The following is a 24,936-nucleotide window of genomic DNA, read 5'->3' on the forward strand; positions in this document are numbered from 1 at the left end:
AGCACAAACTCACTTGTGCTCTTTTTCATATACTGCAAACAACATATCTCGAAACAATGTATTCAAACTCTCAATATCAATCCCTGATCCCTTTTCAATTCCTTTTACATATTGCTCATAGTAATGAATTTGTTCTTCTAAAAATTGGTTCAACACCTCAATTTTCAATCCAATATCTAATTCAGTACCTGCCTTTTTCTTTATTAACAACTGTCCAATTTCATCTAGTACGCTACGTTCTAATGATAATTCTGTAATCAATCGATCGAATTCTACAGGAGGCAAAGTTGTTTTCTCCTCTAACCACTTACAAGCTAAAATAGGACGTAATACATAAAAGTACTTTTTCAATTTTACATTCTCACCTTGCAAAAATTCACGATAATTTTTTGAAGCCATATGTAAGTAATGATATATCGTTGCTTTTGGATCAAATTGCTTATCACTCATTTGCTGAAGCTGTTCTGGAAAATGAGTGTTTTTCGAATAAAAAATTGGTGATCGAATCCATTCAAGTAAAGCTGAGTTTGACTTTGCGAATAGTTGTAACGCCTTTTTAATATCCCATCCACTTATATCTAAATCATCACTAATCGGATACTCAATTACATCTCGTTTATCATGAATTGATAAATACCACTCTACCGGATGCATATAAACAAACCTAACATCATAATCGCTATCTTTCGATGGAAATCCCCAAGCACGACTCCCTGATTCTACCGCAAATAAAATTTTCACATCATTCTCTTGTTCAATTCTTTCTAACTCCGACCTAATTTTCTCTCTCATTTCATACCCTCTCCATTTTTTGATTATTTCCTTGGAAATTCGACAAATATATTACTAAGTTTACTACATACTAAAATAGCTGTCAGAAAATTCCCGACAGCCTGCCAAAGTTCCTTATTTTTACTTGTTCTTTTCTCTTACACTAACCGCAATTCGTTCAAACTCTTTTTGAATCTCCTCTTTGTATGCATCTACTTTTGAAAAATCCATAGCAGCAATATAAATTCGTTCTAATTTATCACGAACTGATTTCGCTTTCGCTAAGAAAGACATCGCCTCATTCATTTTTGCTTTATATTGAATCGACACGTCGCGAATTTCTGTCGCATACTTCTCATCTGTCCCTGGTGTCACGATCAGGGCATACATATCTATAACTTCATCACCTTCGCGACTCGGAAAATATTCATGTGGTGCGGTACTATCAAAAATGGCAAACCCTAACTCTCTTACGATAACCATATCAAGACTATTTGGATCAAATCCACAATGATATACTTCAACCGCAAAGCCTTTTTCTTCTGCTGCCTTAGCTAATTTTTTGAGCATTGTTGATTTCCCAGAGCCTGGGCGTCCTTTTATAAAATAACGATGTGATAATCCTTCTGTTAAATTAGGAACAAAATCAACTGCTCCTTTTGGTGTAGCTGCTCCTAAAAAGCGATGTTTCACAAGCGATTGTTTCCCGCCTTTATCTGTAAATAGCTTCTGAATCAGCTGATCTGTTAGGTCATTTGCTTTATTAAAATCAATATTATTAATATATATTTTCTCCCACTCATCATGTATAATTAGAGCCTCTTGAAAACAAGCGTAAGCAGCTTGAAAAGCTTTGCTTGCTTCTGAAACAAATCGTTCAATTTCCACCTTCTGCTTTCTTAATTTATCTGAGTCCCAAGCAACTCCTAAATTAATATACTCCTCAACAACTCCTGGCATTTTCGGCTCGATAACATGGGGAGATGTTCCATCAACAATTCCTACTTTTAACTTCGGGATAATTACACCATCAACCGATTTATTATCGGAAGAACAATGTAAAAATTCAATATCATATCCTTTTTCAACCCATTCACGACCTATTGCCTTAATTAAAGAAGATTTCCCGGTTCCAGGACCACCCTTTAAAATAAATAATCTGTCTAACCCTTTCAAATTCTCATCATATAAATTATGAAATCCTCTAGCTGTATTTCCACCAGCGTAATAATTCAATACATTCCCTGTCACTGCACTCACTCCTTCGCAGCATTCTATTTACATAAGCTACAATATGCGAGCAACTTTATTTGGGTGAATACCTATTTTGTATTGCGCGAAAAAAGGAAATGAATTACAATTTAAATACAATGAATATTCAGAACCAAAAATTTAATATGTCTTTATCAAGAGAGGCAGAGGGACCGGCCCTTTGACGCCCAGCAACCTCAGTTTATACAAACTGAATAGGTGCTAATTCCTGCAAAATGCATTGCATTTTGAAAGATAAAACGTAACTATTGTGTGCAAAACTCATCTTTCTTGATTATGAAAGGTGAGTTTTTTATATTTCAAAACATATATTGGAGGTATTTAAATTGAAAGTAATTGACCTATCACAAACATTTGAAAACAATATGTCCCAATTCCCTGGAACACCAAAAATCAATTTAGGAGCCATTACAAGCGTTGAAGAGACAGGCTATCAAGTTACAGATTTTCATTCTGTCGTTCATGTTGGCACGCATTGTGATGCTCCTGCGCATTTCATTTCAGGCGCAACGACTATTGATCAATTACCCCTAGATCAATTTATAGGCGAAGCTGTTCTTATTGATGTAACTCATGTACAAGAACGAAAACTACCTAAAGAAGTATTGCACAATGCTGACATAAAAGAAGGAGATATTGTTATTTTTCACTCCAATCTATCTACTAAATGGAACACAGAAGCGTATGAACAAGAAGCTTTTTATCTTTCTGAAGAATTAGCCGAGGAATTAGTTCAATTAAAAGTAAAATCGGTCGGCCTAGATTTCATTTCTCCTGATGAGGTAACGACAGAAACATCACCAATTCATCACATACTACTTGGGAATAATATTTATTTAATTGAAAACTTAACAAACTTAGATGCCATTCAAACGAAACGTTTCTTTTTCTCAGCGGCACCTTTAAAAATTAAAGATAGCGACGGTGCTTTTGCAAGGGCATTCGCTGTAATTTTTTAAACAAACTATACAAAAAAGCAAAGATCATCATTGACCTTTGCTTCTATTTTTTTTATTTAAACCAAGAAAGAATTGCTCAACACGAGGACGTAACCAAGCCAAATAATCTTTCTCTTTCTTCTTTGTACAAGCTATTTCTTCCCCATCTACCATTCCGACAAGCTCTAGCTCTAACAGTTGCCTCGTAAATGCTAACATATTTATTTCTTCGTCTGGATACTCTTCTTTTAATTTCTCCTCAATTTCTCCCAATAAAAAACCGTCACGCATCATTGCCAATGCATCAATCCAAAGTGGCGGCATTTCATATTTTTCTCCTGTAATTGTATCTTTTACAATATAATTCTTTTGCTCTTTTCGAAATTGAATCGTGTGTAAACATACAGTCGAATTTAATGTTAATTCCATCATACCACCTCTTTCATAATATCTGCATAGAAAAAAGGATGCGCGTGCACCCCTTCTTTTTCTAACACTACCGAACCGTTACATGAATAACAAATTTCATGTCGATATTTTCCTCCATTATAAACGAAGTATTTTATAAAAAAAACCCTTCTTGGAACATTTTATAAAATGTTTATATTTACACAACAAGAACACTTTTCTGAAAAATATTTTCTTCTAGCACATTATACTGTTGGTAAAGAAATTTCCACTTTCGTTCCTATTCCCACGCTACTTTGAATCGCGATACTTCCTTGATGTTCCTTAATAATTTTATATGTAATTATTAACCCCAGTCCCGTACCATTCTCCTTTGTTGTATAAAAAGCCTTCCCCACCTTCTGGCATTGAGTCTATCCCGTTTTTAATAATATTTAATAAAACTTGTTTTACTTGTTTATCATCACCATTTATAACAGGTAGATTCCCATCTACTTGCAAATGAAATCTCACTCTATATCGCACTGCATAACTTTCCATTAGTTGTACAACATATAAAAGGATTTCCTGTATCAAGCTTTTAAATTTGTTCATATAAATACTCCTCATGATCCATACAAAAAATCTACGTGTTATCTCCTTAAATTATAAGTATGAAATTGCTTTCAGGGCAATATACAACCTTATCATACGAAAAGGAAGGAGATTTCTCCTTCCTTTTCGCTATAACTTATATCCATCTTACCCGATCATGTAGCAGACCATCCGTAACATTATTATGTCCTATTACAAAATTATTCATATATAAATTTAGATATTCACCGTACTTACTTTCTGTATTTAATAATAATTCCTCGACATAGTAAGCACCTTGTCCAAAGTGATCTAATAATAAACTGCACAGACCTGCATAAATCCCGCACCCTACTTGAAAGTAAGTTGCATTCGTTTTATATTTATGAAAAACTTGGCTACTATTCATTACATTGTACATATACGTCTCGCTATTTTCATAAACGAGTAGCACACCAACCAGGTCCTCCCCTGCAATCTCTTCTTCCGCTGGATTAAATACTTTACGATTCCAATTCCATAAATCTTCTACTCGATCTAAGTTCTGTCTAATTACATTGGTCGTATACTCATTAATTCGGTACAGAAAACCCACTTCCATATTGAAGTTTTTCCCTAAAATTAAAACTTCCTCATGTGGCATTAAACAACCATGAAACTCTTTCTCTCCTAACTTTACTTTATACTCTGAAGCATATACATCTTCATAAAAGTAAAGGGGACGATGATGACTCATATACATCGGATAGCTCCATATCGCTTCATCTAGAAATCGCTCTACTGCCCATGAAGCATAAAGTGTATGAGGCTTTATCAGTGCTGTATCATTCAAAAATGAAGTATCATGTTCCACTATATAGCATGCCCTTGGCTTTTCATTTGGTCGTTCCTTCATAAGTTCAACGACCATCCATTGCACAACACCTGGATTCATACCTGAGCCTATAATTGCTTTTGTATTTGTAAATTTCTCTTTCTCCTTCTCAAACCTCGTATATCTTTCCGTAAGCTGAAAACCGATTAAACTATCATCCTGATCTACTGCTTCATTTTCCAAAGCTGAATTAATATAACAAATTCCAAGTTCATTACAACAGCTTAATACTCTGATCGTATCTGCCCCCGAAACATCAATAACAACACCCGTACTTTTTTCTTTCAAATGTTGTTTGAATTTCACTACATCTTGAAGGTCGATTTCATATAAAAACAATTGATCTTTCAAATTCGGAAACAACTCATCATAATAAGTCCTATCTTTTTGTTTTATATCAACCAAATGAAATGTAACATTCTTTATCGATTCATAAATCGGGTCCTTTTCATTTACTATCGCTTGATTTAAAATGGCTAAAACTGCTTTTGCTGCTCCACCAGCACTACCAAGTAATGTAATCGATAACGAATTTGAAAACTGCTCCACAAACAAAACCCCTTTAATATAGTAGTTGAACAGTTCTCCCTCAAAAAAACAAATCGAATATATGAAAAAATGGCTCGTACATATTTTTTATAATTTTGCACAAGATTAGCTCTTCATAGATCAGGCTAACATATTTCTATTCAATTCATTTTTCCCCTCATATTCAAATCGAGCTAAACAAATAGGCTCGACCTTTTCTTCTACATATAAAAGAAAAAGCCAGGCCTTTCAACGAATCTACGGACAATGGACAGATTTCACATGTTGAATATTCACATACATTTTTGCATCACGTGCTTTTAATATTTCAATATGCCCCTCATCAATCTTCGCCATTTTTCCGATTTTATTAGATTCCTCACCTAAATCAAACACCATGATTTTGCCAGCCATTTTAATAAGTTGCTCTTCAAATGTTCTAGCTAACGTAATATTTAACGGATTCACGGGGAGTTCATTTTTATTGAGGGCATAAGGGACTTGATTTTCTTTATACGGAATTAACCATTTCAAATGCTTTAAAGATATATATACTGTTTTATAAACTGGACTATAAAAAACAATATAATCGTTCATTACACTTGTAACATAACCATGTATTGGAGCATTTCCTGCTACATAAACTTCTGTAAAAATTCCTTTAGAAGTACTTAATACTTTTCTTAAAGAAATGGTAGGCGACTCCCTCTTAATTACAGAATCAACATCTGGTTTTAATATTTCTTCATCATGTGGTCTTAAAAATTTATAATATTGTACATGATATAAAGATATATATACGTAGTCTTGTCCATTGTAAAGAACAACAATATCATTTCCCACGTCTATTAATACACCTTTAAATCTTTTTTCACCGATTAATTTAACATATATATTTTCTCCAATACTTTTGTTTAACTCATTCATCTATATCCTCCTTCCTATAAATTTTTTGCTTTCCTATTTTTCATTTCAAAAAATAATCAGGGGCAATGTTCCGTCTGAATAGTAAGGACTTCCTTTTCGTACTATCCGAAATAAGAAATCGTTCTTCACCTTCAACCATAATGCCCCTCTTATTTATCAAACATTATTCTTCTTCATTCTTTTTACATTTAACTATTTGGCTCACACTCTTAATATGAGACTTAATTACATAAATAACTTCATCACAGTTTACTAGTGTAATACATTTAGCATGTACTTCGCTTAATAAACCTTCCACACATTCTGGACCGCCACGATTAATTTTTACCCACTTATACTTCAAGTCTTTTAATATATCTAAAAAAGTATCCTCATCAGAGCAGAAACATGAACTATAGCAATCGCCACATTTACTTTCTTTCACTTTCTTAACTAGACTCTTCACATGTTTCAACTGATAATACACTAATTCACCATGAGGTAATTGTAACGTTAGATAATCTTTTCCTAACGATACGAGCTCACCCACTCGACTTTCTGGTCCACGAAGGTTTACCTTTACAGTCTCACCAACTAAACATTTAATTTGGTCACAGCATAATACGTTCTCCAATTTTGTATCCCCCTTTCTTATTATCTTCCTCTACTTGATTGTCTTTGTGCACGAGCGCGACCTGAATTATTGCTACTACTTTCTTTACTGCTACTATCGTCGCTCTCATCGCTCTCTCCACATGCTAATGCATTATAGTTAACGCTTTTAATATGCTTTATTGCAACTAATATAATTTCTTCTTTTACGATCAATGTCACGAAATCACAAGAAACATCTTGTAAGATGCCTTCTACTTTCTCTGGACCACCGCGATTAATTTTCACCCAGCAATATTTGAAGCTTTGAAGTAGTGCTTCAAAGTCTTCTGCACATGCGCAATCTTCCCAATCGCAATCACCTGATCCACAGTCTTTCGCATTTTTTGTAATACTTTTTAGATGATTAAGTTGATAGTAATACAGTTCACCTTTTTCATTCTGCAATACGAAGTAGTCCGGACATACTGATATTATTCTTCCTTTTTGAGATTCTGGACCACCCCTGTTTACTCTCACAAAAGATCCAATTAAGTCTTTCAAAAAATCCCAATGAAATAAACTCACGAGAAAACCCCTTCCATTAATTTATAAGCTTTTGCACTGATAGTATATGTATCTGTACAGGTTACGTTCTCTATGTTTGTCCTAGCTAGAAAAAAATATGCTTTTAACATGGTAGACTACTACCTATCAAAATCCCGAAAAATCCTAAAACCTCCTTAATTTTTTGATATTTCGAGACAAAAAAATCCCGTATGAAGATACATTTCTGCATATCTTCATACGGGATTTCCCATCGTTTAATCTTCGTCTTTAACATCCATATCTTCTGGAATTGGTTCGTTTAATATTTCTTCCACTAATTGCTTATATTTCTCCATTTGTTCTAAATGTGTATTGAATTGTTCTTTATTTAATAAATATTGCTCTCCATCAAATAGCGCACGAACTTTCTTTTGCTGAATTAGCTCTTCAATATACAACTTTGGTAAATTCAAATACTCCGCAGCTTCTTCTACTGTTATATACAACGCGTTCATTCCTTTATCATTTTTTCCTATATACTGTATCTTACTTTATTTTTGTAAACAAATAAAAAAGATTTTGTAAATGCAATTTAAAAAGAAGGTGGATGCATTCCATTTATTGTATAATAATATAGTAAGGATTTTTTAAATATAGAATGGTATTACCCATTTACACAAAGGAGAGTTAACATATGGCTACTCGTCACATCATTACAATGTTAGAAAAAACATTACAGGCTGAAACAGAAAACACAATTTCTCATTTAACTACATCTTTATCTGATCGTATTCTTTCTCAAAGCACAGCAATACATGAAAACAATTGTTACCATACAATTAGGGAATGGTATAAAAATCATTTCTTATTCCAACAAGATGATTTCCTTTGGGCTAAATACGCTTTCTATGACGCATATTGTGAAGCTATAAAGGAACAAGGACATCTTACAAAGCGCGTCCGTCAAATATTAGAATCATTAGCTCGTATGCATGGCAAACAGTACATTGCTTCTATATTAAATATGCCATTTCCTAACGAACGAGCTAAAGGGACAGCATAATGTAATACTGTTCTTCGTCAGCAAAACATAGATTCATTGTTTTCTAGGCAGATTTACAAATAAAACGTTCATTCCACATGAACTAATGAAACCGGTGTCATTATAATGATTGAAAATATAGTAAACAGGAAAACCCCCATTTGCCTCTCTTATCATTCGAATAGAGAAGTAAATGGGGGTATACTTGTTATTTATTATTTCATCATCTGATTGATCAATTCACGATTTCTCTTCTTAAATACTTCATTATGCGAAGAAACCATTCCATACTCGCTTGCATCTGGCTGAATAAATTGTTTCGCTTTATTTACAGCATTTCCAGCATCTTGGAATGCTCCCGCAATTAAGTGTAATTTCCCTTCATGCTTTAAAATGTCTCCCGCAGCATATAATCCATCTACTGAAGACTCGCTATTTGCATTCCCTGCAATATAATAATTATCTATAATTGCAACGTCTAATTCACTATTTTCTAATAATGTAATGTCACGCTCATATCCATGGTTAATAATCACTTCCTCAATAGGCAAATGGGCAACTTCACCTGTCTCGTGATTTGTTAATTCTACATATTCAATCGCTTCATGATTATCACCAGCAATTAATTTTGTAATAGAGGTATTAAAGAAACACTCCGCTGAGCTGTTCATAAGTTGCTTCACTTGTGCTTCATGACCAGATAATTCTTCTTTTCTATATGTTAAATAAACTTTTTTCGCAATTGGTTCTAACTCATTTGCCCAATCAATTGCCGAGTTACCTCCGCCTGAAATAATGACCGTTTTATCTTTGAAACGTTTTAACGATTTAACTGTATAATTTAAGTTTGATACTTCAAATCGCTCCGCACCTTCAATTGATAACTTTTGTGGATTTAATATACCACTTCCAGTTGCAACGATCACTGTTTTTGAAAAGTGTTCTTCTCCATTGCTTGTTTTTAACGTAAAAATCCCATCTTTATTACGAATAATGGATTCTATTTTTGTATTCAATACCACTTCTGGCTGAAATGTTAACCCTTGTTGTACCAGTTGCTCAATTAACTTTTCACCAGTAACCGGTAATAACCCGCCAATATCCCAAATCATTTTCTCCGGATAAACATGTATTTTTCCACCTAACTGTGGTTGAAATTCTATTATTTTTGTTTTCATCTCTCTGAGTCCACTATAAAAAGCTGAATAAAGCCCTGCAGGTCCCCCGCCTATCACGGTTACATCAAACAATTCTTCTCTATTCATTAACCTTCACTCCTCAGCTACTAATCATTGATTATCATTCTCAATAAAATATAACCTGTTTCCGCAAATTTTACAATCAAAATTACTATTGACAATACAACTATATAAAATTATATTATTTAAAGAATCAATAGTGATAATCATTATCAATTTGTTAATAATTAGCAAATTTGAGATTACATCTTCTTTTATTAATATGGTTAATACTATATTATAAAATCTCATATTCAAGATTTTTAATGAACATTTTGCATTACCACTACTCATTCAAAAAGATCGCAGTTAAACAAATTATTGTATACACATATCATCTATGTTAAAGGAGAAAGACGATGAAAAAGTTATTTATTTCACTAACAGTTCTTTTCGTTCTTGTTATGAGTGCTTGTAGCAATGGCTCTACAGACAAAAAGAACGATGCAAAAGGCAGTAAATCAGAAACAATTACATACCAATCTGAAAATGGTAAAGTAGAAGTTCCCGCAAACCCAAAACGTGTTGTTGTTTTATCATCATTCGCTGGTAACGTAATGTCATTAGATGTAAATCTTGTTGGGGTAGATTCATGGTCTAAACAAAACCCACGTTTTGATAGCAAACTTAAAGATGTTGCTGAAGTATCAGATGAAAACGTTGAAAAAATCGCTGAACTAAATCCAGATTTAATCATTGGTTTATCAAATATTAAAAATGTTGATAAGTTAAAGAAAATCGCTCCTACTGTAACATACACTTACGGAAAAGTTGATTACTTAACACAGCATTTAGAAATCGGTAAGTTATTAAACAAAGAAAAAGAAGCAAAAACTTGGGTTGATGACTTCAAGAAACGTGCACAAGACGCTGGTAAAGAAATTAAAGCAAAAATCGGTGAAGATGCAACAGTTTCTGTTGTAGAAAACTTCAACAAACAGCTTTATGTATACGGCGAAAACTGGGGCCGTGGAACAGAAATTCTGTACCAAGAAATGAAATTAAAAATGCCTGAAAAAGTAAAAGAAAAAGCATTAAAAGAAGGTTACTACGCATTATCTACTGAGGTATTACCTGAGTTTGCTGGTGATTACTTAATCGTAAGTAAAAACAAAGATACTGATAACTCATTCCAAGAGACAGAATCATATAAAAACATCCCAGCAGTAAAAAATAATCGCGTATACGAAGCAAACATGATGGAATTCTATTTCAATGATCCACTTACATTAGATTTCCAACTAGACTTCTTCAAGAAGAGCTTTCTTGGTAAATAATACAAACATGAGGAATTCTTAAATTAAGAATTCCTCTTCCTTTATTCTATGAACAGAAAAGATGTGAAACGAATGACAAAAGATCACGACAATCCACGTTCTATAGCTTTTACATACAAACTCATTTTGAGCATAATTGCATTCTTTCTTATTTTTATGGTGGCAATGGTATTAGGGGCTGCGGATACTTCAATCAGAGATGTATGGTTAGCACTCACTTCTTCTGCTAAAGGGGACAAACTATCTATTATTCGAGAAATTCGTTTACCACGTGAAGTAGCTGCTATTTTTGTAGGAGCTGGACTTGCTGTTTCTGGAGCAATTATGCAAGGATTAACACGAAATCCACTTGCAGATCCTGGATTATTAGGATTATCTGGTGGAGCAAATGCTGCACTTGCGTTAACGCTAGCCTTTAACCCTTCCATCAGCTATCTTTACTTAACATTTGCTTGCTTTATCGGTGCTGCAATTGGCGCAATTATGGTATTTGGCATTGGCATGGTGAAAAAAGGTGGACTTTCTCCTCTTCGAATTGTATTAGCAGGGGCTGCCGTTTCAGCATTTTTGCTTGCAATTTCAGAAGGTGTCGGCATTTATTTTAAAATTTCACAAGAGGTATCACTTTGGACTGCTGGGGGCGTAATTGGAACAACTTGGGGCCAATTAAAAATTATTATTCCAGTCATTTCAATTAGTATCTTTATCGCTATCTTATTTGCAAGAAAATTGACAGTACTTAGTTTCAGTGAAGAAGTTGCTGTTGGGCTAGGTCAAAAAATTATTGTTATTAAAACCATTCTCTTTATCATTATTATCTTACTTGCTGGTGCTTCTGTAGCTCTTGTCGGAAATATGGCATTTATCGGTTTAATGGTGCCTCATATGGTACGTCCAATTGTTGGGCCGGACTACCGATTTGTTATACCGATGTCAGCAATTGCTGGAGCTTCCTTTATGCTACTTGCAGATACAGTCGGACGTACTATTAACGCTCCGTACGAAACACCAGTTGCCGCTATTGTCGCAATTGTTGGACTGCCATTCTTCCTATTCGTTGTAAGTAAAGGAGGAAAAACATTCTCATGATGCAATCTATTCTAAGAAAACAACGTCTTATTATACTCGCTTTACTAATACTGACCATCACCACCATTGTAGTTGGAATGGGACTTGGTTCAGCATCTTTATCTTATGATCGACTACTCCCAACATTAATGGGACAAGGGACTTTTAAAGAGGAGTTTGTTTTATACTCTTTACGACTACCTAGAATTATTATTACATTATTAGCTGGTATGGCTCTCGCTTTATCAGGTGCTATCCTGCAAGGTATTACCCGAAATGATTTAGCGGAACCTGGTATTCTCGGAATCAACTCCGGGGCTGGTGTTGCTGTTGCTATTTTCTTTTTATACTTTCCAATAGATGTAGGTTCATTTCTTTACTTACTACCTGTTGTTGGATTTATCGGCGCATTTCTGACAGCTGTTCTAATTTACGTATTTTCTTATAGTAAATCAACTGGACTTCAGCCAATCCGACTAACATTAACTGGTATTGGTTTTTCATTTGCACTATCTGGAATGATGATTGTCCTTATTTCATCCGCTGATCGTATGAAAGTGGACTTTATCGCCAAATGGATTGCCGGAAATATTTGGGGAGATGACTGGGTCTTCGTTTTAGCAATGCTCCCATGGTTAATCGTATTAATTCCGTTCGTTTTCTATAAAGCAAATCGATTAAACATTCTAGCATTAAACGAACCAGTCGCAATCGGCGTTGGAATTGAAATTGAAAAAGAACGCCGATACTTATTAGTTGCAGCCGTTGCGCTTGCTGCTGCAGCTGTTTCCGTAACAGGAGGAATTAGCTTTGTCGGACTAATGGCTCCTCATATCGCAAAATCTTTAGTAGGTCCAAGACATCAAATTTTCATGCCGATTGCTCTTTTAATCGGCGGATGGCTATTGTTATTAGCAGACACAATTGGCCGAAACATCGTTGAACCTAATGGCATCCCAGCAGGTATTGTTGTTGCTTTAATTGGCGCTCCTTACTTTATGTATTTGTTGCTTAAAAAGGCGTAAGAAACACCCCCAAGATTTTTTCTTGAGGGTGTTTTTTATTTCATTCTACTGCTGCCCATATCCTTCAAACTTCTTCGCCAAATTCGCCATCTCATCTTCTGGCAATAGCTTCGGCTCTCCGACGCTTTTCGTTTGATAATAAATTTGCGCACAAAACTCAATTTCTTCGGCAACAGTAAACGCCATTTTTATGTTATTTGCACCTGCAATTAAACCGTGGTTCTCAAGTAAAACGGCACGACGATCAATCATGCCTTCAAAAGCAGCATCTGCTAATTGCTTCGTACCAAATGTTTCATACGGTGCACAGCGTACATTCGGGCCTGCGAAAGCAATTAAATACGATACTGCAGGAAGTTCCCATCCTAATGATGCAATCGTCTTCGCGTAAGGAGAGTGTGTATGCACAAGCGCATTTATATCTTCACGCTTTCTATAATAAATAAGGTGCATATCGAGCTCACTTGATGGTTTTCTCTCTCCCTCTACCACTTCTCCATCTAAGTTTAATATAACTACATCTTCAGGTTTTGTTTCATAATACTCTAAACCACTTGGGCTAATTGCAACAAGACCTTGCTCGCGATTGAAAATACTAATATTGCCGCCTGTCCCCTTTGTTAAACCGCTAGAAATCATTTTCTTTCCATACGCTACAATTTCTTCTCTTTCTTTTTGTAATAACATATACATCCCCCTAAGTATGAAGCTTATGATGACTGACTTTTTAAATCTACCTACTTATTGAAATAGATTTTTTAAGTTCTCCGTAAACGATGCTTTTACAATCCCTTTTTCCGTAATAATCGCTGTTACATTTTCATGTGGTGTGACATCAAATGCCGGATTATATACTTTACTTTCTTTTGGAGCAGAATATTGTCCGAAACGATCAATCACTTCAGAGGCATCTCTTTCCTCAATCGGAATTTCTTTTCCTGTCGGTGTTTTTAAGTCGATTGTCGGTGTTGGTGCTGCTACATAAAACGGAATGTTGTAGTATTTCGCCAAAATAGATACGCCTAATGTCCCAATTTTATTTGCTACATCACCATTTGCTGCCACACGGTCGCATCCAACAATCACCGCATCAATCTTTCCTTGTGACATGACCATAGCTGCCATATTATCCGTAATAACAGTAACATCAATCCCTGCTCGCTGTAGTTCTAATGCTGTTAACGTTGAACCTTGTAATCTAGGGCGTGTTTCATCTGAATAGATTTTTAAGTCCCAGCCTTTTTCTTTCGCTAAGTACATTGGAGCTGTCGCAGTACCATACTTAGTCGTCGCTAACGCACCAGCATTACAATGTGTTAATACCCCCATTCCATCATGGAATAATGTTAGTGCATGTTCTCCAATTTGACGGTTAATTTCTTCATCTTCTCTATGAATCTCTTTTGCCTCTTCTAGCAATCTATCTTTCAACTGGGCGATTGATAAGTGTGCGTTCTCTGTCGCGACTGCCTCCATTCTTTCAAGTGCCCAAAATAAGTTTACTGCTGTCGGTCTTGATGTTGCTAAGTATGCACATACCTTTTTTACTTCCTCTATCAATTCTTCCACTGTATTTTGAGTAACTTCCTTGGCTCCTAAATACACACCATAAGCTGCCGAAACACCAATCGCTGGCGCCCCTCTTACTTTCATTACTTGAATGGCATCCCACACACTTTCAGCTGTCTTGAAAGATTCATAGACAATCTCATTCGGTAGTAATGTTTGATCTAATAAAACTAAAGCATCATCTTTCCACTGAATTGGTATTAATTGTTCTTCCATCATCTTCTCCCCTTACTTCGCATAGTGCATTGACTGTTCTTTTAACGTTTCTACAAAGCTTGTGCCTGTTTTATATTGATTCGCCTGTAAAATGAATTTCTTCGCTACTTGAAGACAAATGCGTTCTGCTCTAGCACGTGCTTCCTCATTCTCAATACAAGTAATATCTTTTACTTTCGCTAGCCCAACAATACGACGAATTAACTCAAGGCCCGTCACTGCAGCTGTATCCTCTAATACAGATTGTAAATATACTTCGTTAAAGCCTTCTTCCTTCGCCATAATTTCTGTCACATGAATATTCCAAGCATCTAAAAACTTCTTCTTAAATAAATCAATTACCTCTACCATTGTGGATTGTAGCCAATCCATATACGTATCTTTCTCAGCACCGGGCGGCATGGTTGCATCTGCATTTGCCCAAGCAAACATTAAATTCGCCATTACATTCCCAACGTCATATCCCATCGGTCCATAAAAAGCAAACTCAGGATCAATAACCTTTGTAGAATCATCTCTTACAAAAACAGAACCAGTATGTAAATCACCGTGAATAAGCGCCTGTGCATTCGTCATAAAAGAAAATTTAAGTTTTGCTACTTCCATACGAAGCTCTTTATCACTATAAATATGCTCTCTAATCCATCCTTCATTTAACGGAAACAACTCATTACGCTTATTATGATTTGTAAATGGCTCAGCGTATACGAGGTCCTCTGTAATCTCACATAATTCAGGATTTATATAATTTTTCACAAGCTCCTTCTTCTCTTTATGATTCATTACAACATCCGATGTTAATAAAAGTGTATTTACTAAAAAGGTCGTTAAATCATTCGCAAGCTTTGGAAACATTTGATGATTTATAAGTGCTGTACGCAATATTGCGTGATCCGATAAATCCTCCATTACGCAACAATTCATCACACTATCAAACAAAAACACCTCTGGAACAAGCCCAGGTGCTAACTCCTCCTCTAACTGTAAAACATCTGATTCTATACGAATACGATTCGTCGACAACTTAAACTCATCTGAAATCCTTGCTGTATGCCCAGCTTGCTTTACAATGACAGAAATATTCTTCTGTTCATCCCAAACGCGGAATACATAATTTAAATTACCATCGCCTATTTCTTTACACTGTAACCCCTTTGCATCCTCAAACTTACATAATTTCTCTTTCACATATACAATTACATCATTAGCTTCCATTAAAAAATACTTCGTGAACTTAGACATGGTTTCCCCTCCACACTAATTGTAAGCGTTTTCTAAAAGCTATAAAAAATAATAGGTTGAAATTTTTTCATCCTATATTATATCTTCTTCTTTTTGAAAGGTATATCTAGGTTTTATTATATCTTGTTAGCACCTTGAGTCAATGTTTCTATATCATTGCAATATACTTCCTAATTATATATTTGAGATGACAAAAATTGTTCAAAAAGATTCTAATTCATTTTATTTTATTTATCACACAATTCTTTGTAAAATAGAAATAAGCAATCCTTTTCAACTCCACAACTTCTAAGAAGTATTCTCTTCCTAACAATTTATACTTACACCATGTCTCTAACATACACACTACTCTTTTATATACTCATTGAAAATCGATTACATGAAAACTACCTTTTCATTCTCTAACAACCTTAATTGAGAATAAATATTAATTAAATTGATATAAAGTTGGTTTATTCTCTTGACAAAATAACCACTTCTATATGATAATTAATATCGAATTAGAATTATTATAGTTAATTAAAAAATATATTTTATGAGCACACTATTTTTTGATGCTCAAAACCAACATTTAGGAGGAATTTTAATATGTTATTAATCGGCACAGAAGTAAAACCGTTTAAAGCTAATGCTTACCATAATGGAGAATTTATCCAAGTTACTGACGAAAGTTTAAAAGGAAAATGGAGTGTAGTTTGTTTCTACCCAGCTGACTTCACATTCGTTTGCCCAACTGAACTTGAAGACTTACAAAACCAATATGCAACTCTAAAAGACTTAGGCGTTGAAGTATACTCTGTATCTACAGACACTCACTTCACTCACAAAGCATGGCACGATAGCTCAGAAACTATCGGCAAAATCGAATACATTATGATTGGTGACCCAACTCGCACAATCACTACAAACTTCAACGTTTTAATGGAAGAAGAAGGTCTTGCTGCTCGTGGTACATTCATCATCGATCCAGACGGCGTTATCCAATCTATGGAAATCAATGCTGACGGTATCGGCCGTGACGCAAGCATTCTTGTAAACAAAATTAAAGCAGCTCAATACGTACGTAACAACCCAGGTGAAGTTTGCCCAGCTAAATGGCAAGAGGGTTCTGCAACACTTAAACCAAGCCTTGACCTTGTAGGCAAAATCTAAGGAGTTCGATCAAAATGATACTAGATGCAGATATAAAAACACAACTATCCCAATACCTTCAGTTAATGGAGAACGATATTTTACTTAAAGTAAGTGCTGGAGACGATGACGTATCTAAAGATATGTTAGCTCTAGTAGACGAATTAGCTACTATGTCATCTAAGATTACAGTAGAAAAAGTTGAATTAGAGAGAACACCAAGCTTTAGCGTAAATCGCCCTGGTGAAGACACTGGTGTCGTATTCGCTGGTATTCCATTAGGACACGAATTTACTTCATTAGTGTTAGCTTTACTACAAGTAAGTGGACGCGCTCCAAAAGTTGAACAAAAATTAATCGATCAAATTAAAAGCATTCAAGGCGAATATCATTTTGAATCTTATATCAGCCTAAGTTGTCATAACTGTCCTGATGTTGTACAAGCTCTTAACGTAATGAGCGTTCTAAACTCTGGTATTACACATACTATGATTGATGGAGCTGCATTCAAAGAGGAAGTAGAAAGCAAAGACATTATGGCAGTACCAACAGTTTTCCTAAACGGCGAATCTTTCGGAAGCGGTCGTATGACTCTTGAAGAAATTTTAGCTAAAATGGGTAACGGTCCAGATGCATCAGAGCTTTCTGATAAAGATCCATACGATGTTCTTGTTGTTGGTGGCGGTCCTGCTGGTGCAAGTGCAGCAATTTATGCAGCACGTAAAGGCATCCGCACTGGTATCGTTGCTGAGCGCTTCGGTGGTCAAGTAATGGATACTATGGGTATTGAGAACTTCATCAGCGTAAAACGCACTGAAGGTCCTAAGCTAGTAGCAAGCCTTGAAGAGCACGTAAAAGAATACGACATCGATGTAATGAATCTACAACGTGCAAAACGTTTAGAGAAAAAAGAACTTATTGAAGTGGAACTTGAAAACGGCGCTATTCTGAAAAGTAAGAGCGTAATCGTTTCAACAGGTGCTCGCTGGCGTAACGTTGGCGTACCAGGTGAAGCTGAGTTCAAAAATAAAGGTGTAGCATACTGCCCACACTGTGACGGTCCATTATTCATTGGAAAAGACGTAGCAGTTATCGGTGGAGGTAACTCTGGTATTGAAGCAGCTATCGACTTAGCAGGTATTGTTAAGCACGTAACTGTTCTTGAATTCATGCCAGAATTAAAAGCTGATGCTGTATTACAAGAGCGTCTTAACAGCTTACCAAACGTAACTGTTCTGAAAAACGTTCAAACGAAAGAAATCACTGGTACTGATAAAGTAAACGGTATTTCTTACATCGATCGTGAAACTGAAGAAGTTCATCACGTTGAATTACAAGGTGTATTCGTACAAATCGGTCTTGTTCCAAACACAGACTGGTTAGGCGAAACAGTTGAACGCGCTCGCGGTGAAATCGTAACAGACAAGCACGGCGCTACAAACGTACCAGGAGTGTTTGCTGCAGGTGACTGTACAAATAATCCGTACAAACAAATCATCATCTCTATGGGTTCAGGTGCAAACGCAGCTTTAGGTGCATTTGATTACTTAATCCGTAACTAATTATATAGACGTGAGTAAAGAAAAGCAGGTGCCCAGGCACCTGCTTTTTTATAATCTTAATGTATAAACTAAAAACCTCTCATTCCCATTCTTCTCATAAGCCCCAGGCAACCTTACTTCCCTCTTCAGCTCAAACGCAGTCTGATTCTCCAAGAAGAAAATATAATCTTCAGAAGGATAGTATAAAATAATATCCACTTCTCTCGCTGTTTCCTCTACCGAAAGTAAAATGTTATTTACTACGTTCATAAATACTTGTACAGAAAATGGATTGAAGAAATAAAACCGATTATCACGCGGATCAATCTCATATTCCTGCGCTAAACAACATTCAAACCCAATTTTATCCTTACTGTTTCTTACCTTTCTTGCATAGCGCTCTAGATTATCCATTGCTTCTTTATAAAACTCTTCATTCATTTCAATTCCAACCGCTGAAGTACCACACTTATGGTGCATGTAAAAGTTTAACCGTCCTTTTCCGCATCCAAAGTCTACAACTCGGTCGCTACTTCTTATTTCATATTGATTTAATAGTTCATCTAATCCGTTATATGGCGTCGGTTCATAACGGTGATAATGCATAGATTTATTAAAGCCCTTTTGCTCACCGACAGTTTTTATATGTAATACAGCATCGTAATATTGTTCGTTCATTCGTCTGCTCCTATTAGAAAATGGTACTTATTATTATACACCATGTACTAGAGAGGAATTTCCTATGGAATTAATTGGTACGTGAAATTATATCGACGATTTTCTGAATATATCTATCGTAACTTCAAATATATCAACGATTCTTTCAATATATCGACGTTTCGACAAGGAATATCGACTTACCGACAAATTCCTACAAAAAAACAGGAGCTATCTAGCCCCTGTCCTCTAATACTTTCCATACAGTTTGTTTCAATATTTCTACTCCATCCATAATACAACTATGATCGAACTTCATATACGGATGGTGTAATCCAGGTTGTAGGTTTGCCCCTAGTCCAAGCATGACAGCTTTTAAATGCGGTCTCTTCACTGTGTAGTAATGGAAATCATCGCTTCCTGTCGTATACAGTGGTCCAGTGCATCCCTCTTCCCCGTATACTTCAAGAATGCCTTTTCGCATAAAGCGCTCAGCTTCTTCTGAAACTTCAGCTCCTGGTGCGAGATCGATCCACTCATAAGATACTTTAGATCCCATTGATTCAGCCGACAGAATTACTCGCTCTATTTTTTGCTTCAATTCATTTAGTAATATGTTATTTTCTGCCCTTACATCTAAACTAAAATGCCCGTTACCTGGAATGATATTTAGATTATCCCCACCAGCTTGGCACCTCGTCATCTTCACTGAATATGAACTTTGCGGTGGTAGCCATATATTTTTTAAACCGATATTGATCATAGAAATGACATCAATTGCATTTATCCCTTGATGCGGGCGTGCCCCATGTGCATCATCTCCATGAATTGTTCCTTCTAAAAATCCTGCTGCTCCGTGACGAATAGATGGGGCAGCTTGTTTCAAAGGTAGTTCTTCAATCGGGCGCAAATGAACACCGAATAGGAAATCTGCATCATCCACGGCACCCTTCTCTACCATCTTTAAAGAACCATTTCCTTTTTCCTCTGCCGGCTGAAAAATAAATCTAACCGTTCCACTATCCCATCTCATATTTTTCAATTGTAAAATAAGCCCCATCACAATTGTCATATGAGCATCGTGACCACATGAATGATTCGCTTTAAACTCTCCGTCCACTTCTTGCCAAAGTGCATCCATATCGGCACGAATCGCAATAACTGGATTTCCGCTTCCAATTTCAGCAATCACACCTGGGCAATCATCAAATATTTTATATGAAATTCCTTCGTCTTTTAAAAAGTTAGTAATATACGCCGTCGTTTCATACTCTTTCCAACTCACTTCAGGGTTTTCATGTAAATGCTGAAAAATTTCAGTTAACCTCTCTTGTAGTTCTAATGTTTTCAAAGCTACATTCTCCTTCCCAAATTCCAAAACCATTCAGGTTAATTATACTTATGAAAAACAGATGTTTTTATGAACATATTGAATTTTAAGAAAAAAGTCAATTATTTATTTTTAAATATGATCGACAACTTATTTCCACTCACTTTATAACGATAGAACATTCCTTATTTTCTGTTTTTTATTGACGCTCATATCAGTTTTTAGTTATTATAATTTAATAACGTCTATTTTGCGACAATTCTAAAAATACAAACATACATAATGAGGAGGCATTTTATGAAAAAAGAAATACCTTTTGGCGTAGCAATAATCCCTATTATCATTACAGTTGCAGTTATGATGGTTACCATTGTTGTATTAAAACAAAGTCCTCACGTCCCACTTATTATTGGTACAACCGTTGCTTCTATCGTCGCTTGGCGTTACGGTTACAAATGGCACGATATTGAAGAAGCAATGTATAAAGGAATTCGCCTCGCATTACCCGCTATCGTTATCATTATCCTAGTAGGTTTAACGATCGGTGCTTGGATTGGCGGCGGAATCGTCGCAACAATGATTTATTACGGTTTAAATCTTTTAACTCCATCGCTCTTTTTAGTTTCAATTACAATTATTTGTTCTATTGTTGCATTAGCTATCGGTAGCTCTTGGTCTACAATGGGAACAATTGGTGTTGCAGGAATGGGAATTGGCCTAAGTATGGGAATCCCAGCTCCAATGGTTGCCGGTGCTATCATTTCCGGTTCTTATTTCGGCGATAAAATGTCACCGCTTTCAGACACGACAAACTTAGCCGCAGGATTAACAAATACAGATTTATTCACACATATTCGTCATATGTTATTTACTACAATTCCAGGTTTAATTATTACTCTTATCGTTTATGCATTCTTAGGAAAAAACTTCGGCGCTAACAATATTGATGCAAAAGGTATCGATCAAACGTTACAAGTATTGCAACAAAACTTTGTTATCTCACCTTTCCTATTAATCATACCTGTAGTCGTTATGGTATTGGTCGCTAAAAAGGTTCCTGCTATCCCAGCTATTCTCGTAGGTATTATTTTAGGATTTTTATCACAAGTCTTTATTCAAGGCGGTTCTGTCTCCGCTTCTGTCGGTGCACTCCAAAACGGATTTGTTATAGACACTGGCAACAAGCTAGTAGACGAACTCTTTAACCGCGGTGGCTTAGATTCGATGATGAATACCGTTTCTATGACAATTGTCGCTATGACTTTCGGAGGAGTACTAGAGCATACTGGTATTCTTCGCTCAATTGTAAATCAAATTTTAAAATTAGCGACATCAGCAAAAGGACTTATCGCTTCTACTATCGCATCTTGCTTTGCAACAAACCTTACTTGCTCTGAACAATATATTTCAATTGTTGTTCCTTCAAGAATGTACGCAAATGCATATACAGAAAAAGGACTACATTCTAAAAATTTATCCAGAGCATTAGAAGATGGCGGAACATTAACTTCCGTTTTCGTACCTTGGAATACATGTGGTGTATTTATACTCGCAACACTTGGAGTTGGCGCATTCGAATATGCTCCTTATGCTATATTGAATTTCATCGTACCTATTATTTCAATTATTTACGGCATAACTGGTCTCACAATTACGAAACTATCTGATATTGAAAAAGCAGAACTACTCAAAAAACAAAAAGCTCAACTAGAAGCTTAAAGATAATGGTAAATTCAGTTCGTATATTGCGCGAGGGCGCCCTTGTTGATAGGGCATTTCCTCGCCGCAAATATGAGCATACCCATAATCAACTAGTTTCTTTAATAGCCTTTCTGTTGATCGGCGAGTCACTTGTAAGTATTCAGAAAGATCTGCTGCTGTGAACTTCAATGACGGATGTGATTGACTAAATTGAATAATTTTTGATAAGTTTGCTGGACTAAGTTTCGTTTCCTTCGCTATTTTCATGAGTTCCGGGTTTTCATTCTTCAAACTTTGTACTCTCTGTTCTTTCGGGAACGGACCAAATAGTTCTTTATCACTTGTTAGTATATAAAAGCAGTGGTCTATTGTATGATTCTTCGCGAAACTTTGAGCGATTTTAGCATTTTGCTCCGCTTCTTTCACAGTTTTTCCGTAACCAAATCCAATAGCTATCGTTCCTTCTATACTCGCAAATAAATTATTTATCACATTTGTTTTTATAATCGATTCAATATCACCACGAGTCGTATACAAAATGAACGTCATTTCATCAACTCTTTTAAATGAACCACGCAATTCTTTTGAAATGACATCTAATTGCGCAAGCAAACCTTCTCGTAAGTCTAAAGAAGAAATCATACAAGCACCAACAGTAGCTGAATGGCTTTTTGCTAACTCAGCTTTTATTTTCGCATCTTTTAACCCATGTATAATGGATTGCTTCGGATCTATCATACGCTCTGAAGGAATACCTATTTTTTGAAGTTCATCATAGACAGCATGAATACTAGTTAAAGCTAAATGAGCTTCTCCAGATTGATATTTAGCTACATGAAAATCAATCACTCTATTTATTTCATCTTTACTCCACAGCATATTTTCATAATCAAACACTTGTGGACTTTCTTTTATACCAATATCATGGAACACATTTGTAATGAATGAGCGGTCTACTAAATCAATTGAAATTTTATGTGGTTGAATACCTTGGTGATACATGACAGAAAGAATAGAAGATACGACAGTTGTCTCATCTTGCTGTAAATACGTACTTGGAATTCGTAATTGTTCTCTTATTTCTTTTGCCATATAATAAGGTAAAGCACCTGAGAAAAAGATGAAGTCACAAGGCTTTAAACGCTTTAATAGTTCAGAAGATTCTGCAGGATGAAGGTAAATATATGGATCAATCTCTATTTCTTCTAGTTTATGAGCAATAGGTAAAAGTGTCTCCATAAACTCTTTTGAACCGACGACTGCAATTTTTATCATCATTTCTCTAACTCCTTATCATTAATTAACGACTATTTAACGTCAACTATATCAAATGTACAAAACTATTGTAAACAGGAAGGGGTCTCTACCTAATGAAAATTACAGCTATTCATCTTTATGCAATTCGTTTACCACTTCGCGATCCATTTGTTATTAGTTATGGTTCTTATTCTGATATGCCTTCTATTATCGTCAAAATGGAAACAGATGATGGCATTATCGGTTACGGTGAGGGCGTTGCTGATGATCACGTTACAGGCGAATCATGGGAAAGTACTTTCCATACTTTAAAACATAGACTTGCTCCTGCGCTCATCGGGCAAAATCCAATGAATATCGAGAAAATACACGATATGATGGACAATACAATTTACGGTGTGCCTACAGCGAAAGCCGCGATTGATATTGCTTGTTTTGATATAATGGGCAAAAAACTAAATCAACCTGTATATCAATTAATTGGCGGACGCTACCATGAAGACTTCCCTGTCACTCACGTCTTAAGTATCGCCGAACCTGAAGACATGGCTGAAGAAGCTGCTTCCATGATTCAAAAAGGGTACCAATCTTTCAAAATGAAAGTCGGTACAAATGTAATAGAAGATGTAAAACGAATTGAAGCGGTACGTGAACGTGTAGGAAATGATATTGCGATTCGTGTTGATGTAAACCAAGGGTGGAAAAATAGCGCCAACACATTAACAGCACTTCGTTCATTAGGTCATGTAAACATCGACTGGATTGAACAGCCTGTTGTCGCAGACGATATTGACGCAATGGCTCACATTCGTTCTAAAACAGACCTTCCGCTTATGATTGATGAAGGATTAAAAGGTTCTCGTGAAATGCGCCAAATCATTAAATTAGACGCGGCTGATAAAGTAAATATAAAACTAATGAAATGCGGTGGCATATATCCCGCTGTAAAACTCGCTCACCAAGCAGAAATGGCCGGCATTGAATGCCAAGTTGGATCCATGGTCGAATCATCCGTTGCCTCTTCCGCAGGATTCCATGTCGCTTTCTCGAAAAAAATCATTACGAGCGTTGAACTTACAGGCCCATTAAAGTTCACAAAAGACATCGGAAACTTACATTACGATGTACCATTTATTCGCTTAAACGAAAAGCCAGGACTCGGCATTGAAATAAATGAAGATACATTACAAGAACTAACCGTCTTTCAAGACGTTGTACGCTAAAGGAGGACT

At 35.8% G+C, this 24,936-nt stretch carries 24 protein-coding genes, 1 pseudogene and 1 riboswitch; of the genes and pseudogenes, 9 read left to right on the top strand and 16 right to left on the bottom strand.

Translation table 11 applies throughout. The features are described 5' to 3' along the window. Window positions 1–9: 9 nt before the first annotated feature. Window positions 10–792 carry a nucleotidyltransferase domain-containing protein gene (locus AABL52_RS24995; protein WP_341518649.1) on the bottom strand — a complete coding sequence of 261 codons (783 nt, stop codon included), beginning with the start codon at window positions 790–792 and terminating at the stop codon, window positions 10–12. A 120-nt stretch (window positions 793–912) separates the two neighbouring features. After that, window positions 913–2,022 carry a PRK06851 family protein gene (locus AABL52_RS25000; RefSeq protein WP_341518650.1) on the bottom strand — a complete coding sequence of 370 codons (1,110 nt, stop codon included), beginning with the start codon at window positions 2,020–2,022 and terminating at the stop codon, window positions 913–915. A 149-nt stretch (window positions 2,023–2,171) separates the two neighbouring features. Then, a riboswitch (SAM riboswitch) is annotated at window positions 2,172–2,284 on the top strand. 85 nt (window positions 2,285–2,369) lie between these two features. On the opposite strand from AABL52_RS25000, the gene AABL52_RS25005 reads away from it, so the two are divergent. Further along, on the top strand, window positions 2,370–3,002 hold the full coding sequence (locus AABL52_RS25005; protein ID WP_341518651.1) for a cyclase family protein: 633 nt from the start codon (window positions 2,370–2,372) through the stop codon (window positions 3,000–3,002). A gap of 27 nt (window positions 3,003–3,029) precedes the next feature. On the opposite strand, the gene AABL52_RS25010 is transcribed toward AABL52_RS25005, so the two are convergent. The 7 genes and pseudogenes from AABL52_RS25010 to AABL52_RS25040 form a co-directional block, all read right to left on the bottom strand. After that, the gene (locus tag AABL52_RS25010; RefSeq protein ID WP_000424110.1) at window positions 3,030–3,410 is read right to left on the bottom strand and encodes a hypothetical protein; all 381 of its coding nucleotides are present in this window, start codon (window positions 3,408–3,410) and stop codon (window positions 3,030–3,032) included. 224 nt (window positions 3,411–3,634) lie between these two features. After that, a pseudogene (locus AABL52_RS25015) lies at window positions 3,635–3,962 on the bottom strand (ATP-binding protein); the annotation flags it as partial. A 157-nt stretch (window positions 3,963–4,119) separates the two neighbouring features. After that, window positions 4,120–5,385, bottom strand: coding sequence for an S-adenosylmethionine decarboxylase related protein (locus AABL52_RS25020; RefSeq protein ID WP_341518652.1), 1,266 nt, complete (start codon window positions 5,383–5,385; stop codon window positions 4,120–4,122). 237 nt (window positions 5,386–5,622) lie between these two features. After that, window positions 5,623–6,291, bottom strand: a complete 669-nt coding sequence (locus AABL52_RS25025) for a DUF2642 domain-containing protein (protein ID WP_098872610.1) — start codon at window positions 6,289–6,291, stop codon at window positions 5,623–5,625. Window positions 6,292–6,454: 163 nt separating this feature from the next. Beyond that, window positions 6,455–6,904, bottom strand: a complete 450-nt coding sequence (locus AABL52_RS25030; RefSeq protein WP_063262205.1) for a hypothetical protein — start codon at window positions 6,902–6,904, stop codon at window positions 6,455–6,457. A gap of 20 nt (window positions 6,905–6,924) precedes the next feature. After that, window positions 6,925–7,449, bottom strand: coding sequence for a spore coat protein (locus AABL52_RS25035; RefSeq protein ID WP_341518653.1), 525 nt, complete (start codon window positions 7,447–7,449; stop codon window positions 6,925–6,927). Between the two features lie 236 nt (window positions 7,450–7,685). Beyond that, window positions 7,686–7,925 (bottom strand): helix-turn-helix domain-containing protein, encoded by a 240-nt coding sequence (locus AABL52_RS25040; RefSeq protein WP_341518654.1) that lies wholly within the window; start codon window positions 7,923–7,925, stop codon window positions 7,686–7,688. A gap of 179 nt (window positions 7,926–8,104) precedes the next feature. Here AABL52_RS25040 and AABL52_RS25045 point away from each other — a divergent pair, with 179 nt between their 5' ends. Continuing rightward, on the top strand, window positions 8,105–8,473 hold the full coding sequence (locus tag AABL52_RS25045; RefSeq protein WP_097844138.1) for a hypothetical protein: 369 nt from the start codon (window positions 8,105–8,107) through the stop codon (window positions 8,471–8,473). Window positions 8,474–8,667: 194 nt separating this feature from the next. Here the strand turns inward: AABL52_RS25045 and AABL52_RS25050 are convergent, their stop codons facing one another. Further along, window positions 8,668–9,717 (bottom strand): NAD(P)/FAD-dependent oxidoreductase, encoded by a 1,050-nt coding sequence (locus tag AABL52_RS25050; RefSeq protein ID WP_341518655.1) that lies wholly within the window; start codon window positions 9,715–9,717, stop codon window positions 8,668–8,670. Window positions 9,718–10,049: 332 nt separating this feature from the next. Between AABL52_RS25050 and AABL52_RS25055 the strand changes: the two genes are divergently transcribed. From AABL52_RS25055 to AABL52_RS25065, 3 genes are read left to right on the top strand one after another with little or no spacing between them, the layout of a single operon-like run. Next, a complete protein-coding gene (locus AABL52_RS25055) occupies window positions 10,050–10,967 on the top strand; it encodes an iron-hydroxamate ABC transporter substrate-binding protein (RefSeq protein ID WP_000732569.1) in 918 nt (305 codons plus the stop codon). Window positions 10,968–11,015: 48 nt separating this feature from the next. Further along, complete coding sequence (locus AABL52_RS25060; protein WP_341518656.1) at window positions 11,016–12,056, top strand: FecCD family ABC transporter permease; 1,041 nt, start codon at window positions 11,016–11,018, stop codon at window positions 12,054–12,056. Then, window positions 12,053–13,060 (top strand): iron chelate uptake ABC transporter family permease subunit, encoded by a 1,008-nt coding sequence (locus AABL52_RS25065; protein ID WP_144565283.1) that lies wholly within the window; start codon window positions 12,053–12,055, stop codon window positions 13,058–13,060. Before AABL52_RS25060 ends, AABL52_RS25065 begins: the two co-directional genes overlap by 4 nt. Window positions 13,061–13,105: 45 nt before the next feature. Here the strand turns inward: AABL52_RS25065 and AABL52_RS25070 are convergent, their stop codons facing one another. Genes AABL52_RS25070 through mtnK form a run of 3 tightly spaced genes read right to left on the bottom strand, consistent with a single transcriptional unit; the run spans window position 13,106 to window position 16,087 of the window. Then, entirely contained in the window at window positions 13,106–13,747 is a 642-nt protein-coding gene (locus AABL52_RS25070) for an L-fuculose-phosphate aldolase (protein ID WP_000926556.1), read from the bottom strand. A 54-nt stretch (window positions 13,748–13,801) separates the two neighbouring features. Further along, entirely contained in the window at window positions 13,802–14,845 is a 1,044-nt protein-coding gene (gene mtnA, locus AABL52_RS25075; RefSeq protein ID WP_341518657.1) for an S-methyl-5-thioribose-1-phosphate isomerase, read from the bottom strand. A 12-nt stretch (window positions 14,846–14,857) separates the two neighbouring features. Then, the gene (mtnK, locus tag AABL52_RS25080) at window positions 14,858–16,087 is read right to left on the bottom strand and encodes an S-methyl-5-thioribose kinase (RefSeq protein WP_341518658.1); all 1,230 of its coding nucleotides are present in this window, start codon (window positions 16,085–16,087) and stop codon (window positions 14,858–14,860) included. Between the two features lie 588 nt (window positions 16,088–16,675). Here mtnK and ahpC point away from each other — a divergent pair. Then, a complete protein-coding gene (gene ahpC, locus AABL52_RS25085; protein WP_000924420.1) occupies window positions 16,676–17,239 on the top strand; it encodes an alkyl hydroperoxide reductase subunit C in 564 nt (187 codons plus the stop codon). A gap of 14 nt (window positions 17,240–17,253) precedes the next feature. Beyond that, a complete protein-coding gene (gene ahpF / locus AABL52_RS25090) occupies window positions 17,254–18,780 on the top strand; it encodes an alkyl hydroperoxide reductase subunit F (protein WP_341518659.1) in 1,527 nt (508 codons plus the stop codon). 48 nt (window positions 18,781–18,828) lie between these two features. Here the strand turns inward: ahpF and AABL52_RS25095 are convergent, their stop codons facing one another. Beyond that, complete coding sequence (locus AABL52_RS25095) at window positions 18,829–19,437, bottom strand: SAM-dependent methyltransferase (RefSeq protein WP_341518660.1); 609 nt, start codon at window positions 19,435–19,437, stop codon at window positions 18,829–18,831. 214 nt (window positions 19,438–19,651) lie between these two features. Further along, entirely contained in the window at window positions 19,652–20,767 is a 1,116-nt protein-coding gene (locus AABL52_RS25100; protein WP_341518661.1) for a M20 peptidase aminoacylase family protein, read from the bottom strand. Between the two features lie 276 nt (window positions 20,768–21,043). Here AABL52_RS25100 and nhaC point away from each other — a divergent pair, with 276 nt between their 5' ends. Further along, the gene (gene nhaC / locus AABL52_RS25105; RefSeq protein WP_000711531.1) at window positions 21,044–22,465 is read left to right on the top strand and encodes a Na+/H+ antiporter NhaC; all 1,422 of its coding nucleotides are present in this window, start codon (window positions 21,044–21,046) and stop codon (window positions 22,463–22,465) included. Here nhaC and AABL52_RS25110 read toward each other — a convergent pair. Beyond that, window positions 22,454–23,725, bottom strand: coding sequence for a transcriptional regulator (locus AABL52_RS25110; RefSeq protein ID WP_341518662.1), 1,272 nt, complete (start codon window positions 23,723–23,725; stop codon window positions 22,454–22,456). The two genes, nhaC and AABL52_RS25110, sit on opposite strands and share 12 nt — an antisense overlap. Before the next feature lie 92 nt (window positions 23,726–23,817). On the opposite strand from AABL52_RS25110, the gene AABL52_RS25115 reads away from it, so the two are divergent. After that, a complete protein-coding gene (locus AABL52_RS25115) occupies window positions 23,818–24,927 on the top strand; it encodes a mandelate racemase/muconate lactonizing enzyme family protein (RefSeq protein ID WP_098872616.1) in 1,110 nt (369 codons plus the stop codon). Window positions 24,928–24,936: the final 9 nt, after the last annotated feature.

The organism is Bacillus paramobilis (assembly GCF_038096195.1).
GTDB classification, from domain to species: domain Bacteria; phylum Bacillota; class Bacilli; order Bacillales; family Bacillaceae_G; genus Bacillus_A; species Bacillus_A mobilis.